General features: G+C 72.9%; 8 protein-coding genes. 5 read left to right on the forward strand and 3 right to left on the reverse strand.

Annotation, left to right across the window (positions count from 1 at the left end; translation table 11 throughout):
- The first annotated feature begins 110 nt into the window (after positions 1 to 110).
- The 3 genes from QQS16_RS02185 to QQS16_RS02195 all read left to right on the forward strand — a co-directional run bounded on the left by QQS16_RS02185 (position 111) and on the right by QQS16_RS02195 (position 3,243).
- Positions 111 to 1,331 (forward strand): NlpC/P60 family protein, encoded by a 1,221-nt coding sequence (locus QQS16_RS02185; protein ID WP_286066192.1) that lies wholly within the window; start codon positions 111 to 113, stop codon positions 1,329 to 1,331.
- Between the two features lie 716 nt (positions 1,332 to 2,047).
- Positions 2,048 to 2,845 carry an AAA family ATPase gene (locus tag QQS16_RS02190; RefSeq protein WP_286059880.1) on the forward strand — a complete coding sequence of 266 codons (798 nt, stop codon included), beginning with the start codon at positions 2,048 to 2,050 and terminating at the stop codon, positions 2,843 to 2,845.
- 2 nt (positions 2,846 to 2,847) lie between these two features.
- Entirely contained in the window at positions 2,848 to 3,243 is a 396-nt protein-coding gene (locus QQS16_RS02195) for a winged helix-turn-helix transcriptional regulator (RefSeq protein WP_286059882.1), read from the forward strand.
- A gap of 147 nt (positions 3,244 to 3,390) precedes the next feature.
- On the opposite strand, the gene QQS16_RS02200 is transcribed toward QQS16_RS02195, so the two are convergent.
- The gene (locus QQS16_RS02200) at positions 3,391 to 5,001 is read right to left on the reverse strand and encodes an MFS transporter (RefSeq protein WP_286059884.1); all 1,611 of its coding nucleotides are present in this window, start codon (positions 4,999 to 5,001) and stop codon (positions 3,391 to 3,393) included.
- Between the two features lie 225 nt (positions 5,002 to 5,226).
- Between QQS16_RS02200 and QQS16_RS02205 the strand changes: the two genes are divergently transcribed.
- Both QQS16_RS02205 and QQS16_RS02210 read left to right on the forward strand, forming a co-directional pair.
- Positions 5,227 to 6,942 (forward strand): acyl-CoA dehydrogenase family protein, encoded by a 1,716-nt coding sequence (locus QQS16_RS02205; protein WP_286059886.1) that lies wholly within the window; start codon positions 5,227 to 5,229, stop codon positions 6,940 to 6,942.
- Positions 6,943 to 6,962: 20 nt separating this feature from the next.
- On the forward strand, positions 6,963 to 8,249 hold the full coding sequence (locus QQS16_RS02210; RefSeq protein WP_286059887.1) for a cytochrome P450: 1,287 nt from the start codon (positions 6,963 to 6,965) through the stop codon (positions 8,247 to 8,249).
- 226 nt (positions 8,250 to 8,475) lie between these two features.
- On the opposite strand, the gene QQS16_RS02215 is transcribed toward QQS16_RS02210, so the two are convergent.
- The gene (locus QQS16_RS02215; RefSeq protein WP_286059889.1) at positions 8,476 to 9,954 is read right to left on the reverse strand and encodes an FAD-dependent monooxygenase; all 1,479 of its coding nucleotides are present in this window, start codon (positions 9,952 to 9,954) and stop codon (positions 8,476 to 8,478) included.
- Between the two features lie 28 nt (positions 9,955 to 9,982).
- On the reverse strand, positions 9,983 to 15,448 hold the full coding sequence (locus QQS16_RS02220) for a beta-ketoacyl synthase N-terminal-like domain-containing protein (protein WP_286059890.1): 5,466 nt from the start codon (positions 15,446 to 15,448) through the stop codon (positions 9,983 to 9,985).
- Positions 15,449 to 15,457: the final 9 nt, after the last annotated feature.

Here is a 15,457-nt window from a genome sequence, read left to right on the forward strand (position 1 = left end):
CTATCGAGACCAGGGGGAGTGCCGTGGACAGAGTGCACAGATCTTGGGGACCGCGGAGAGCGGGGCGGGGTGGGCGGCCATGGGGTCGCCGGGTACGGCTGTTGCTGGCCGTGCTCGTGGCGGTGGTGAGTCTCGGCCTGCCGGTCGCCTCGGCCGCTCCGGCGGCCGCCGCCACGGGATGCGCGCCGTTGCAGTCCGGTGCGAGCCAGGCGGCGCAGGCGGCCGTCCAGGTCGCGTGCCGCTACGTCGGGCAACAGTACGCCTGGGGTGGCGGTCACGCGCAGGGGATGCCCGGTCCCAGTCAAGGCATGTACGACCGCCTCTACCCGGAGACCGCCGCGGACCCGACGTACTGGAGCTTCGACTGCATCGGCCTGGTGCGCTGGGCCTGGTACAAGGCGACGGGCCGGGACATCATCACAGAGCGCACGACGCAGGCGACCTTCGCGGCGCCGGGGTACGCGCACACGAAGCTGCTGAAGTCGCAAGGGTCGGCCGTGCTGTTGCCCGGCGACATCATGTACTTCGGCCGTGACGGCGTCGGGCCGACGCACGTCGCGCTCTACCTCGGCAACGGACTGATGGTCGAAGCACCGGAATCCGGCGCGAAGATCCAGGTCAACACCATCAGCGCCCGCTGGGACCGCTACCAGGGCGCGTTCCGCCCGCATGCCGACGCCGTGCCGATGGTCTGGACCTGGGACGGCCGCGGTTCGTACCACAAGACCTGGGGCCAGCCCAATCTGCGGCAGGACTCCCACACCGGCAGCCCCATCAACTTCACCAACGGCAACGGCATCTCCGTGCAGGTGCGGGTGCTGTGCCAGCGGGTGGGCGAGCGGGCCACGGTCGACGGCATGGTGAACAACGTCTGGTCGTACCTGCCGGACTACCACAGCTGGATCAGCAACCTCTTCGTCCAAGGGCCGGCGTTGCTCAAGGACGTACCGTCCTGCGGTGACTTTCCGGCGATCGGCGGAACTCTGGCCGGCGCAGAGAACAACACGTCGTGCGGCGACGGTACTCAACCCGACTCCGCGGGTGCCTGGACGGCCAAATCGACCACCGTCTTCGGCCGTACCGTGGAGCTCCGCTACAACGGCACCACCCAGTGCGCCTGGGGCCGCATCACCGGGGGCACGGTCGGCGACGAGATCTGGGTGGACCGCAGTGCCGACGGAGGGAAGACCTGGGACCCGATGCTGGGCTACACCACCGTCACCTCGGGCAACGACGCGTACACCACCCAGTGGAACGACGCCGGCCTCGTGATGCGCGCCTGCGGCACGAACGGCCGGGGCGGCGCCATCGAATGCACCGGTTGGTTCTGACCGACGGCGCTCAAGCGCGGTGAACGGCCCCGGCGTTGGACTGGTGATCACGCCATGCCGTCTCCCCCTGCGGAAGCGCGAGCAGGGCCCCGGGCACGTCTAGAAGGCTGATGAAGATCTTGGTGAGGGCTGTCCGGCCGCCAGACCGGACAGCCCTCCGGTGCGCCCACGACCTTCCGTCACCACCGAATGGGAAAACGTGGCGTCAACGTGGTCGACTTGTGCGGCGACCTCCGTGACCGCGGCCCTGATGCCGGCCGGCGAGGAGAGATCGGCGGCCGCAGGGATCGTGCCCTCGCCGACTGTCCGGATCATGTTGCGGGATGGAGGCTGCGGAGCCAGATGACGGCTGCGCATAGTCGGAGGCCGGCCGAATCGCCCCGGGCCCCGTAACGCCGCCCAGAACAGCGACGCGACAGGCGGCAATTTCGCCGTCGAATGCCTCCGTCTGCGGCCGCCCGAGCAGCGTGAGCCGCGCGCGATCAGAGACGCCGTCGCCGAGGCCGAGGAGGACGCACCGGCCTTTGGCGAAACCGCGTCCACCTCATGGTGTGCGCCGCGTGGCCGGCGCCTTCCACCCGGCAGGCCGTCGACGACGAACACCCCCAGCCAGGCGGTATGCGCGCGGCCGCGTCGTGTATCCACCGGCGTGCCAGTGGCCTGCTAGCCCAGCGGCCTATCGTCGCAGGTCAGGAGTGCCAGGGGACAGTGAACCCATGGGGGAGACAATGTCGCTGGAGAGAGCCGAGCAGCTTGCCCGCCTCCATCGACTGTTCCCGGAGGCGCGGGAGTCGCGCGGTGGGCGGGTCGCCTTGATCACCGGCCCCGTGGGCAGCGGGACCTTCGCCGAGCATGCCGCCGCGTCCGGGGTGTGCTGCCTGAGCGCCGCCGCGGCCAGGGCGGAGCGTGCCGTGCCGCTCGGGGTCCTGGGCCGGCTCCGCCGCGGTGCCGAACTCCCGCCGGGCAGCGCGGAGCAGGTCGAGCGGCTGCGGGAGGAGGCCGCGGGGCGGGCCGCGTTCCGTACGGAGCGCGGGGTCGACGACCGGGTCACCGCGTCCGCCCCGCATGGCCTGTCCCAGGCGCTGCTGGACGTGGCCGTGCAGGCGCACCGCCCGCTGCTCATCGGCACCGACGACGCGCAGGACGCCGACATCGCCTCCCCGGAGTGCCTGTCGGCGTTCGTTCGCAGGCTGCGCCGAAGCCGCGTGCTGATCGTGCTGCCGCAGTCCGCCCACGGGTTCTCGACCGTGCCCCGGCCTCCGCCGCGCCGCACTGGCGGGCGAGCTGACGCGCGCTGCGCAGCAGCGTCCGCGCCGGTCAGCGGGTACGGCAACCGCCAGATGGGGACGAAGCTGTTCGTGACGGTCAGCATGGTCGAGCAGCATCTCTCGCGCGTCCACCGCACGTTGAAGACGGGCCGACGGTCGGATCTGACCCGGCTTCGGCATCCGGACCTGGCCCCCGAGTCCATGGCCCCGAAGATCCCGAATCTCCTGTTGGACGGAAGGACATGACCATGGCGCAGGCAACCATCAGCGCGGCGGAGCGGCTCGTGCTCGACGTGGCGCACCCGGTCCGCGAGACCATCGACCGCGTCGGCAGCAAGTGGAGCGTCGAGGTCCTCCTCGCGGTCTCCGCGGGCCCCGTCCGGTTCACCGAGCTGGAGCGCTCGATCGAGGGGGTCAGCCGGCGCATGCTGACGCTCGTGCTCCGCGGCCTGGAGCGGGACGGTCTGATCACCCGCACGGTGCATCCGACCGTCCCGCCGCGGGTCGAGTACGCGGCCACCGACATCGCCCGCGAGCTCCGGGAGCCGCTCATCGCGCTGGCCACGTGGGCCAGGCGGCACCGGGGGGCGATCTGCGCGGCCAGGACCGCGTACGAGACGCGGTGCACGCCTGTCGCCTCATGAGCCACGGGGCGGCGCCTCGGCGCCCGCCCCGTGACCGAGGCGTGCGCTGCCGAGGCGCGCGCCGCGACTCCCCCCGCAGGGCGGGCTCTCACCGGAGTGCGGACTCTCATCGCGGGGCAATCGTCGCAGGGCTCTCGCCGGCGGCGCTCATCGGCCCGGCGACGTCGCCGGGAGCATCACGGCGGCCTCGTCGGCCGGGGGCGTCGCCGGCCCCTCGGCCTCGGCCAGGCTGCTCTCGTGCATGTCCTTGCCGCTGACGAAGGCGAACCCGATGACGGCGGACAGCACCATCACGCCGGCTCCGATGGCGAACGTCTCCGTCAGACCGGACACCGCGGCGGAGTGGGCGGCCTCGACGGCGCGGACGGCCACGTCGGCCGGCACCGCGTCGGCGGCCACCTGGGAGCCGCCGGCCGCGAGCGGCTCGCCCAGCCGCTCCGCGGTGGCGCCCAGCTCACGGCCGACGCCGGAGTCGGCGAAGTGGCTGGTCAGCCGAGCCTCGTAGAGCGCGCCGAAGATGGCGATGCCCAGCGCCACCCCGATCTGCTGGAACGTCTCGCTGGCGCCGTTGGACATGCCCGCCTTGCGGGGCTCCACGATGTTGATGGCCATGGCTGCGCGGGTGGGGTTGAAGATGCCCAGGCCGATCCCCAGGAGCAGGAACGACAGCAGCAGCGCCGTCCACGAACTGTCGTCGGCCACCATCAGGGGGACGGTGACGAGGCCGACGGCGGCCGCGACCGAGCCGAAGCCCAGCAGGTAGCGCGGCGACACCCGAGCGGTGAGGCCCCCGACGACACCGCCCGTGACCATCAGAACGGCGGTCAGCGGCAGCATCCGTACGCCGGTCTCCAGCGGCGAGTGATTCAGCTCGTTCTGGATGAAGGCGGTCTCGAGGAAGATCGCGGCCAGGGCGGTGCCCATGAGGATCACGGACACGGCGGCGAGGCCGTTGAAGCTGCGGTTGCGGAACAGCGACAGGTCGAGCATCGCCCGCTCGCCGCGGGCCCGTTCGATCGCGATGAACACGGCCATCAGCACGGTGGCGACGGCGAACAGGCCGAGGATCAGGCCGCTGGTCCAGCCCTCCGCGTTGCCGCGCAGGATCGCGTACACCAGCGCGGTCATGGAGAGCGAGAAGCTGATCAGGCCGAGCCAGTCGTCGCCGTGGTTGCGCCGCTCGCCCGTGTCGCGGATCTTCCAGGCACCGGCGATGATGGCGAAGATGCCCAGCGGGACGTTGATGAGGAACACCCACCGCCAGCTCACGCCCTGGGTGAGCGCGCCGCCGACCAGTGGGGCGGCGGCGATGGCCACGCCGTAGCCGCCGGCGAAGACGCCGAGCGCCGTGGCCCGTTCCTTGCCGCGGAACTCCTGCGCGATCAACGCGGGACCGACCGCGAACAGCACCGCCGCGCCGACGCCCTGCACGCCGCGGGCCAGGTTGAGGCTGAGCGTGTCCCAGGCCGCCCCGCACATCAGGGATGCGACCGAGAAGAGGCCGAAGCCGGCCAGGAATATCCGTTTCCGGCCGAAGCGGTCGCCCAGCGAGCCGCCGGTGAGCAGGAACACGCCAAGGGTCAGCGCGTACGCGTCGAGAACCCACTGGAGGTCGGAGAGGCTCTCCACCGCCAGATCCGCGCGGACGCTGGGCAGCGCCACGTTCACCACCGACAGGTCCAGCATGAGCATGGACGTCGCCAGGGTGACGATGGCGAGGGTCCACCAGCGGGTGCTGCTCGGTTCTTGGACTGACATGAAAAATTCTCCTCAAAGCCTCGAATCGTCGTACGCCATGCGTCGATGATGCGGGAATTCGCTTTACCGGCGGAAGAAGGCACTTTTCTGTGCCAGGGGAACACCGGTGTACCGGTGCGGGCCACGGTAGAGCGGCGCCAGAGCAGGAGTGAACTGGGGTTGACAATAATTGGAGTTATTCCGTACACCGGTAATTCGGGCATCCAGTCATCGAAGGGTCCGGACATGAAGACCGGCTACATCGACAACTCGCTCAAGACCGAGACGCCGAACTTCCTTACCAGTCTGGAATCCGGACGCTTACGCTGGGATTTGCTGCACCCGTTCCCGGAACAGGACCCGGAAGAACGGCGAGTGGGCGACGCCCTGGTGGCGGAGGTCGGCGAGTTCCTGGAGAGCGATCTCGACGCCGGGGAGCTGGACAGGACCGGCGAGTTCCCCCTCGAACTGGTCGAGGCGTACAAGGAGCGCGGCTACCACAAGCTGCTGGCGGCCGAGGACGTCGGCGGCCGGGCGCTGCCGTACTACACCGTCTTCCGGTTCATCGAGCAGGTGGCGAGCCGGTCGGTGCCGGCGGCGCAGGTGGTCGGACTCACCAACACGGCGGGCGCGCAGGCACTGCTGCCGGTTCTGTCCGGGCCGCTGCGCGACTACGTGCGCCGGCGCGTCGAGGACGGCATCATCTGCGCGTTCGGCGACACCGATCCGCAAGGCCAGAACAACCGGTTCGTCAACCTGACCGTCACGCCGGCCGAGGACGGCTCCGGGTACGTGATCAACGGCCGGAAACTGTTCACCGCCAACGGGCCCATCACCGACCTGATCGTGGTCTCCGCGACGCTGGTGGAGAACGGGGAGCGCAGCGTCGCCGCCGCGTTCGTGGAGACCAGTGACCCCGGGTTCAGCGTCGTGACCCCCATCCAGTTCCTCGGCAGCAAGGGCCTGCCGAACGCGGCGCTGCGCTTCGACGACATCCGCGTCCCCAGGGAGCGTGTGCTGAAGGCGGTGGAGGAGCCGGAGCTGGCGCCTCGGGTGGGTGCGGTCGCGCTGGTCGGCCGGGTGCTGAGCGTCGGCGGCCCGGCCACCGCCCTCGCCCGCAACTGTCTGGCCTGGTCCCGGGACTTCGCGCGGCGGCGCCGGATCGACGGCCGCGGCCTGGGTGACTACGACGAGATCCAGCGGATCCTCGCCACCTCGATGGCCGAGGTGTTCGCCGTGGAGACCGTGGTGCAGTGGTGCCTGCTGGGGCCCCAGCCCACGCACCGCTGGTTCGAGCAGCTCGTCACCAAGAACATCTCCACGACGCACGCCTGGCGCACCCTGGACCGGACGATGAGCCTCATGGGCGGCGAGGGCTTCGAGACCGAGCACAGCAAGCGCCGCCGGGGCGCCGACCCGATCCCGCTGGAGCGGGCGTTCCGCGACGCCCGCGGCCTGCGCATCGTCGCCAACGTCGACTTCCAACTCGACAACGAGACGGCCCACCTGCTGCTGAACCGCCTGTACCGCGGCCAGGCCGACCCGCTGGAGGCGGACCTCGGCTTCGACGTCGAGGCGATGGGCGGCGCCGACCTCAACCCCGCCAACCTCGCCCATCTTGAGGAGGCGGCCCGGCAGGTGCGGCGGTTCGCGGAGACCTGCTGGGACCTCGTACGCCGGCACCCGGACCCCGCGGAGCTGCTCGCCAAGGAGAACCTGATCATCCAGATCAGCCGGGTCGCCACCGAGCTGTTCACGATGTGCGCCGTGCTCTCCCGCACCAGCCTCCTCGCCGGCCAGGGCACCGACGTACAGGAGCTGGCCGACATCGTCTGCACCGAGGCCCGGCACCGGCTCGCGGAGCTGTGGCGGCGGCTGTCCCCGCAGACCGAGCCCGACTACGCCGGGACCAGCCGCGCCCTGCTGGCCGGCGACGCGATGGAGTTCCTGCACCACCGCTGACGTCACGCGAGGGGATCGGGATGACGAACGATTCGCGCAACGGCCCGGACACCGGTCCCGGCGCGCTCCCCGCCGTGCTCGGCGGCTTCGACCTGACCGACCAGGCCGGGTTCGCCGCCGGCGTGCCCTACGACGTGCTCGCCCGGCTGCGCCGGGAGGCCCCCGTGCTCTTCCACCCGCCGGGGCACATGCCCGACGGCGAGGGGTTCTGGGTGCTCACCCGTTACGACGACATCGCCGCCGCGGCGGCGGACCCGGCGTTCTCGGCGCAGGGCGGCGGCGGTCGCCGGGGCGGCGGCTCGCACCTGGCGGACCTGCCGCTCGGCCAGGTCGCGGGTGTACTGCTGCCCATGATGGACAACCCGCGGCACGAGCTGATCAAACAGCTGCTGCGGCCGGCCGTCTCCGCCGGGGTGGCCGCGGCCCTGGAGGGCGAACTGCGGACGTGCGCGGCTGAGGTGATCGACAAGGCGGTCGCCCGGGGCGCCTGCGACTTCGTCACGGACGTGACCGAGCAGTTCGCGGTCCGCGCGGTGGCGCTGCTGCTGGGCGCGCCCCGGCGGGACTGGGACCGGCTGGTCGCGTGGGCGCACGACGTGGTGGGCTTCACGGACCGCAGAGCCGGTCGCCCCACGGAGCGCTCCCAGGCCACGCTGACCGCCATGCAGGGCTACGTCACCGGGCTGCTGGCGGCCAAGAGTACGGACCCGGGCGAGGACCTGGCGTCGGTCGTGGCGATCGGCGAGATCCCCGGGACGAGCCCGCTCTCCCCGCTGGAGCGGGCCTCGAACCTCGGGCTGCTGCTGCTCACCGGCAGCGAGCAGCCCAGGAACACGGCCGCGGGAGGCGTACTGGCGCTGGCCGAGCGCCCGGACCAATGGCGCGCGCTGCGTACGGACCGGTCGCTGGTGCCGGGCGCGGTGGAGGAGATGCTGCGCTGGGCGCCGCCCAACCCGTACAACCGGCGCACCGCGACCCGCGACGTCGAGCTGCGCGGCTCGCTGATCCGCGCCGGCGACAAGGTCACCCTGTGGTGGCCCGCGGCCAACCGGGACGAGGCGGTGTTCGCCGCGCCGGAGGAGTTCGACGTACGCCGGGACCCGAACCCGCACCTGACGTTCGGGGCCGGCGCGCACTACTGCCTGGGCGACGAGGTGGGCCGGCTGGAGCTGCGGGTGCTGCTGGAGGAGCTGCTCGACCGGGTGGCCGCGATACGGGTCACGGGGCCGGTCGGTTACGCGCCCAGCAACAAGCACGCGGTGATGCTGGAGATGCCGGTGGAGCTGGTGGCCGCCGCGCGCGCCTGACGGGGCGGGCGGCCCCGGCTGGTCGACGGACAGGGACTGGAAGCCCGGATCCGACGGGTACGGCCCCCAGGGCCGGATCATGGCCGGCCGGGACGTACCGAATCACGCGGCCGACGGAATCGCCAGGGACTCGCCACGGAATCGCCGCGGAATCGTCCGGCGTCACAACGAAGATCCGTGCTCCGCGAGTGGCCCGCTCGCGGAGCACGGACGGCTGCGCCCCCGCTCAGGCCGCAAGGCGCTCCAACAGCCGTTCGGCGCGTGCCACTTCGCCGGCCTCCCGGCCGCCGGCGGCGACGAAGCCGTCCGGGCGCAGCAGCAGGAAACCGGGGCCCCGCCCGGGCAGCGGCACCTGTTCGTGCACCACCAGGTCCGGCCGGCGGCCGGCCATCTCCGCGGCCCGGCGGGCCAGTTCGCCGCCCGTCGTCAGCAGCCGGAGGTGGGTGATGCCGGCCTCCGGCCGCGGCGCGGGCACCCAGTGCGGCGTACGGGTCCCGGGCCCCGGCAACCGCCGGGGACGCAGTTGCGGACGCCCGCGCTCGGGCACGGCAGGCGTCCCGAACAGCACGTCGGGGCAGCGGGCCCGCCAGCCGGCGAGCGTGGGCGCGTAGAAGCGCCTGAGCACGCCGGTGCGCTGCAACCCGCTCCACACCGCGTTGCGCACCCGGGCGGCGGCCGGGGGCAGCACGGCCATCCTGGTCATCCGGCCGGTGAACCGGACGACTTCCTCGGCCGCCTGCCGCCGCTCGACGTCGTAGGTGTCGAGCACGGCCGGGGCCAAGCGGCCCTGGATGACCCCGGCGAGCTTCCACACCAGGTTGCGCACGTCCTGAAGGCCGAGGTTGAGCCCCTGCCCGCCCAGGGGCGAGTGGGTGTGCGCGGCGTCGCCGACGAGGAAGACGCGCCCCTCGCGGTACTGGGCGGCGATCCGCTCCTGGCTGGTGAACGAGGTGACGGCGTCGAGGTCGGACATGCGCAGCCCACGGTCGTGGACGTCCAGCAGCCGCTGCACGGTCTCGGGCGTCAGCGGGGTGTCGGGCGCGATGCCCGCCGACACCCGTACGGTGCCGCCCGGCAGCGGCGCGCAGACCAGGGCGCCCTTGGTGCCGAGGACGTAGTGCAGCTCGTTGCGGTCCAAGTCGCCGTGCATCCGTCCCTCGGTGAGCAGGGCGGTGCTCGGGATGTGCTCCCCGGGGAACTCGATGCCGAGGCGCTCGCGGACCTTGCTGCCGACGCCGTCCGCCCCGACGAGCCAGTCGGCCTCGATCAGCTCGGGCCCGTCGGGTCCGGTGGCCTTGACCGTGACCAGGTCGTCGGTGGCGGCGACGTCGGTGACCCGGGTGGACCGCTCGACGCGGCCGCCGAGCCGCTCCAGCTGCTCCTCCAGCACCCGGTTGGTCCGGTCCTGCTGAAGGATCAGCGGCCGGCTGGCCGCGTCCAGCGCGACGCGGACGGTACGACCGCCCGAGAGGTGGTAGTTCAGGGCTCTGCAACGGAACCCCATCTCGTCCACCTCGTCCAGCACTCCTACGTCGCGCAGGATCTCCAGTGTCGGCGGCCACAGCACGATGGCGCGCGAGCCGGTGCTCGGCTTCGCGGCGGCCTCCAACACCCGGACCCCGACGCCCGTCCGCAGCAGCAGGCAGGCCGTGGCCAGCCCACAGGGGCCGGCGCCCACGATCAGCACCTGCGTCTTCTCTGTCATCCGGGCTGCTCCCTTCGTACCTTCGTCGTCAGTCGGTGGGTGTGGCAGTAACGGACCGGAGCCGGCCCCGGACCGACCGGGCGGTCAGCCGGGCGTTCTCCTCGATGACGGAGAAGTGATCTCCAGGGACGTCGAACGCGGTGTGGGTGTGACTCCACGAGGACCGCCAGTCGTCGCGCGCCGGCCAGCCGGGAACGGGCTCGCTCGCCCGCGCGAGCAGCACCGGCGCCTTCACCGCGGCGGGCTCCCAGTCCTCGAGCAGCCTCAGGTATCCGGCCATCGCGGTGAGCCTGGTGTCGTCGACCGGGACGAGGTCGCCGGCGCGCTCCGCCATGCCGTCCAGCAGGGCGGGGCCGAGTGTGGACCGGTTCGCGGCGTCCAGCCGGTACGCGTCGAGCAGCACCACCGCCTCGGGGAACGTGCCGGATTTCTCCAGCCGTTGGGCGACCGCGTGGGCCAGCAGTGCTCCGGACGAGTAGCCGGCGAGCACGAACGGCGCTTCCCCGGCATGTTCGAGCACGGCCGCCGCCGCTGCCTCCGCCAGCGCGTCCAGCGTCGCGGGCAGCCGCTCGCCGCGGGCGAAGCCCGGCAGCGGCAGCACCGTCACGTCCCGCTCGCCGGCGAACTCGGCGGCGAACCGGGCGTACTGATGCGGTCCCGAGGTGGCCAGCACCGAAGGGAAGCAGATCAGCGCGGGCGCGGTGGAGCCCTCGGTGAGCCCGACCGGCTCCGGCAGCTCGCCGGACTCCGGGGCGTCGAACGCCGGCCGCAGCCGGGCCGCCGCGTCCAGCAGGTCGAGCACGTCGAGCAGGCCAGTGGTGCCGGCGGTCCCCGCGCGGTCGCCGGCCCGGAGGAACAGGGCGCTGAGCAGCCCCTCTTGGCTGCCGCCGGACGCCGGTGCGCCGGTCGTGCCGTCGGCGCCGGACTCCGCCGCGACGCCGGTGCCCTCCACGACGGCCAGCTCCTCCCGTACGTGGCGGGCGAGTCCCTCGGGCGTACGGGCCTCAAGGACGGCGCGGCCCGTCAGCCGCAGCCCGGCGGCGGCGTTGATCCGGTTGCGGAGCTGGATGGTGGTCAGCGAGTCGAAGCCGATCTCCAGGAACGCCCGGTCGACCGTCACCTCCGCCGGGTCCGCGTGGCCGAGCACGTCGGCGATGTGCGTGCGGATCAGGTCGAGCAGCAGCCGGTGCTGCTCGGCTCCGGACACCCCGGCGAGCCGCGGCAGCCCCTGCCCCGGCGCCCCCTGGCCGCCGTCGGCGGTGGCGGTCCGGCGGATCCGCTGGACGTCCGGGATCTCGGCCAGCAGCGGGCGCGGCCGGTCCTGGCCGAGCACCCCGAGCAGCGTCTCCCACCGCACGTCGGCCACCACGGGCGCGGGCTCGTCCCGGTCCAACGCCTGCTGGAGAGCTGCGATGGCCGTCTCGGGCGCCAGCGACGGCAGCCCGCGGCGCGCCAGCCGCTCCTGCCGCGCCTGCTCGAACTCCGCCTGTTCGTCGCCGCGCACCTCGGTGTCGGCCCAGGCGCCCCAGGCGACGGCGGTGGCCGGCAGGCCGCGCGCCCTGCGGTGGTCGGCGAGGGCGTCGAGGAAGGCGTTGGCGGCCGCCCAGCCGGCGAGGCCAACGGTGCCGCCGAGGGTGGCGAAGACCGAGGAGAACAGCACGAACGCCGACAGTTCCTGGTGCCGGGTCAGCTCGTGCAGGTTCCATGCGGCACTGGCCTTGGCGTGGAACATCGCGTCGAGGGCAGCGGGGTCGAACGCCTCCAGCGGCCCTTCCTCCAGCAGTCCCTCGGTATGGACGACGGCGGTGAGCGGCTGATCCGCCGGCACTGCGGCGAGTACGCCGGTCAGCGCGGCGCGGTCGGCTGCGTCGCAGTCGGCGAACGTCACCTCGGCGCCGAGGGCGGCGAGTTCGGCCTCCAGCTCGACCGTACGGTCCGGGTCGAACCCGGCGGCGCTGGTCAGCAACAGGTGCTCGGCGCCGTTGCCGGCCAGCCAGCGGGCGGCGTGGGCGGCCATCGGCCCCGTACCACCGGTGACCAGCACCGTGCCGGACAACCGCCGGTCGGGGCCGGCGGCCGCGGCGCCGTGGGGAGCGCGCACCAGGCGGCGGGCGAACACGCCGGAGGAGCGGACCGCGAGCTGGTCCTCGCCGTCGAGCCCGGCCAGGATGCCCGTCAGGCGGGCCGCCACGCAGTCGTCCACCGTGACGGGCAGGTCCACCAGGCCGCCCCAGGCGAGGGGGAACTCAAGCGCCGCGCCCTGGCCCAGGCCCCAGACCGCGGCCTGGTCCGGGTGGTCCACCCGATCGGCGTCGTCCACGCGTACGGCGCCCTGGGTGACGGCCCACAGCGGGGCCGCGACGCCGGCGTCCGCGAGCGCCTGGAGCAGCAGCAGGGTGGCCGACGCGGCGTGGCCCGGGCCGGACGCGGCGTCGTGCCACGCGAGCAGCGACAGGACGCCCGTCGGCGGCTCGGCGGCGGGCGCGGCCAGGAGCTCGGCGAGCTGCTCCCGGCTGGTCGCGCCGGGGTTGACCTCGACCACGGCCACCCGGGCGCCGCTGCCCTCCAGTACGCGGGTCAGGGCGGGGACGCGCTCGTCGTCGGAGGCGGGGTGGGTGGGCGCGACGACGAGCCAGGTGCCGGCGAGCGCGGGATGGTCGCGTTCCCGCACAGGGCGCCAGGCGACGCGGTAGCGCCAGGAGTCGGCCCCGACCGGACCGGCGGCGTGGAATGCGGCGGGAGCCTCCATCCAGTAGCGGCGGCGTTGGAAGGCGTAGGTGGGCAGGTCGACGCGGCGGGCGGAAGTGTTCGTGTAGACGCTCGCCCAGTCCACCGGCAGGCCGTTGGCCCATGCCTGGGCCAGGGAGGCGTAGAAGCGCCCCAAACCGCCGTCGTCGCGTTGCAGGCTCCCGACCACGAAAATGTCGCTGTCCGCGTCCTCGGCGGTCTCCTCGATGGGAACGGTCAGGATCGGATGCGGAGTCATCTCGACGAACGCCTGATGCCCCTGCGCGAGCAGGGAGCGGACCACGGACTCGAACCGCACCGGCTGGCGCAGATTGCGATACCAGTAACCGGCGTCCAACACCGCGGTGTCGAGCTGCTCCCCGGTCACCGTGGAGAAGAACGCCACCTCACCCGAACGGGGCCGCACCGGCGCCAGCAACTCGGCGATCTGCTCCTCGATCCGCTCCACATGCGAGGAATGCGACGCGTAGTCGACCGGGATCCGCCGCGCGCGGACCTCCCGCTCCCCGCAGAGACCCATCAACTCATCCAGCGCATCGGCATCACCGGCCACCACCGTGGCCGCCGGGCCATTGACCGCCGCCACCGAGACCCGGCCCTCCCAGCGGGTCAGCAACTGCTCGACATCCGCCCGCGGGGCCGCGATGGACACCATGCCGCCCTGCCCGGACAACGCCAGCACCGCCTGACTGCGATACGCCACCACCCGCGCCCCGTCCCGAAGCGAGAGCCCACCCGCCACACACGCGGCGGCGATCTCACCCTGCGAATGGCCCACCACCGCCGCCGGACGCACGCCATGGGCCTGCCACAACGCCGCCAACGACACCATCACCGCCCACAACACCGGCTGCACCACATCCACCCGCTGAAGGGCCTCTTCGTCGCCCAGCACCTCCAGCAACGACCAGTCCACGAACGGCTCCAACGCCCGGGCACACTCCGCCAACCGCGCCCGGAACACCGGCGAGGACTCCGCCAACTCCAGCCCCATCCCCGCCCACTGCGAACCCTGACCCGGGAAGACGAACACCACACGATCCCGCTCACGCGCCACACCCGTCACCACGCCCGGTGCCGACTCCCCCGCCTCCAACGCGGCCAGACCCGCCGTCAGCGAACCACCGTCGGTGGCGACCACCACCGCCCGGTGCTCGAACCGCGACCGGAACACCGCGGAGTAACCCACATCCGCCACCGACACGTCGTCGGGCGCCGACGCCACGAACGACCGCAACCGCCCCGCCTGACCCCGCAACCCCCCAGCACCACGCCCCGACACCACCACCGGCACCACCCCGGGGGACGGGGCCCCGGGGCCCACGGCCCGCTGGGCGTCGTCGTCCGCCTCGGCAGGTGGTGGCTCCTCGATGAGGACGTGCGCGTTCGTTCCGCTGACGCCGAACGCCGAGACCCCGGCCCGGCGCGGACGGTCGCCGTCAGGGCGCCAGTCCACCGGTTCCGTGAGCAGGGAGACCGCCCCGGAGGACCAGTCCACGTGGGGGGAGGGCTCGTCAGCGTGGAGGGTGCGCGGCAGCACGCCGTTCTGCAGCGCCATGACGGTCTTGATGATCCCGGCGACGCCGGCGGCGGCGCCCGAGTGCCCGATGTTGGACTTGACCGAGCCGAGCCACAGCGGCCGTTCGCCGGGGCGGTCCTGGCCGTAGGTCGCCAGCAGAGCTTGCGCCTCGATCGGGTCGCCCAGGGTGGTGCCGGTGCCGTGCGCCTCGACCGCGTCCACCTGGGACGGCGCGAGCCGCGCGTCGGCGAGCGCGGCCCGGATCATCCGCTGCTGCGCCGCGCCGTTGGGGGCGGTCAGGCCGTTGGAGGCACCGTCCTGGTTGACGGCGGAGCCGGGTACCACGGCGAGCACGTCGTGGCCGTTGCGCCGCGCCTCCGAGAGGCGTTCGACGAGGATCACGCAGACGACCTCGGACCAGGCGGTGCCGTCCGCTGCGGCGGAGAACGCCTTGACCCGGCCGTCCGGCGCGAGCCCCCGCTGTCGGCTGAAGTCCACGAAGCCGGTGGGTGTGGCCATCACGTTCACGCCGCCGACGACGGCGAGCGAGCACTCGTCCCGCAACAGCGACTGGCGCGCCAGGTGCAGCGCCACCAGCGACGAGGAGCAGGCCGTGTCCACGGTCATCGCGGGGCCCTCGAGGCCGAAGAGGTAGGACACCCGGCCGGAGAGGACGCTGCGGAACGTGCCCGTCAGCCGGTGGGCCTCGACCTCCTCGGGCGGGGCGGCGGCGAGGACCGTGCTGTAGTCCTCCGCGCTACAGCCCGCGAACACGCCGGTCCTGCTGCCGCGCAGGGTGAGCGGGTCGATGCCGGCCCGTTCGAACGCCTCCCACACGGTCTCCAGGAACAGCCGCTGCTGCGGGTCCATGGCCGTGGCCTCGCGCGGGCTGATGCCGAAGAACTCCGCGTCGAAGTCGCCCGCGTCGTACAGGAATCCGCCGTGGCGTACGTACGAGGTGCCGGGCCTGTCCGGGTCGGGGTCGTACAGCGCGTCCAGGTCCCAGCCCCGGTCGGCGGGGAAGGGCGAGATCGCGTCGCCGCCGTCCGCCAGGAACCGCCACAGCTCCTCCGGGGACCGCAGACCGCCGGGGAACCGGCCGCTCATCCCGACGATGGCGATCGGCTCGCGGGCACGCTCCTCCACCTCCTCGAGGCGGCGGCGGGCCTCGCTCATCTCCACCGTCACGCGCTTGAGGTAGCTGCGGAGCCTCTGCTCGTCAGACATGGCTGTCCT

Origin of the sequence: Streptomyces sp. ALI-76-A (genome assembly GCF_030287445.1) — a bacterium.
Lineage (GTDB): Bacteria > Actinomycetota > Actinomycetes > Streptomycetales > Streptomycetaceae > Streptomyces.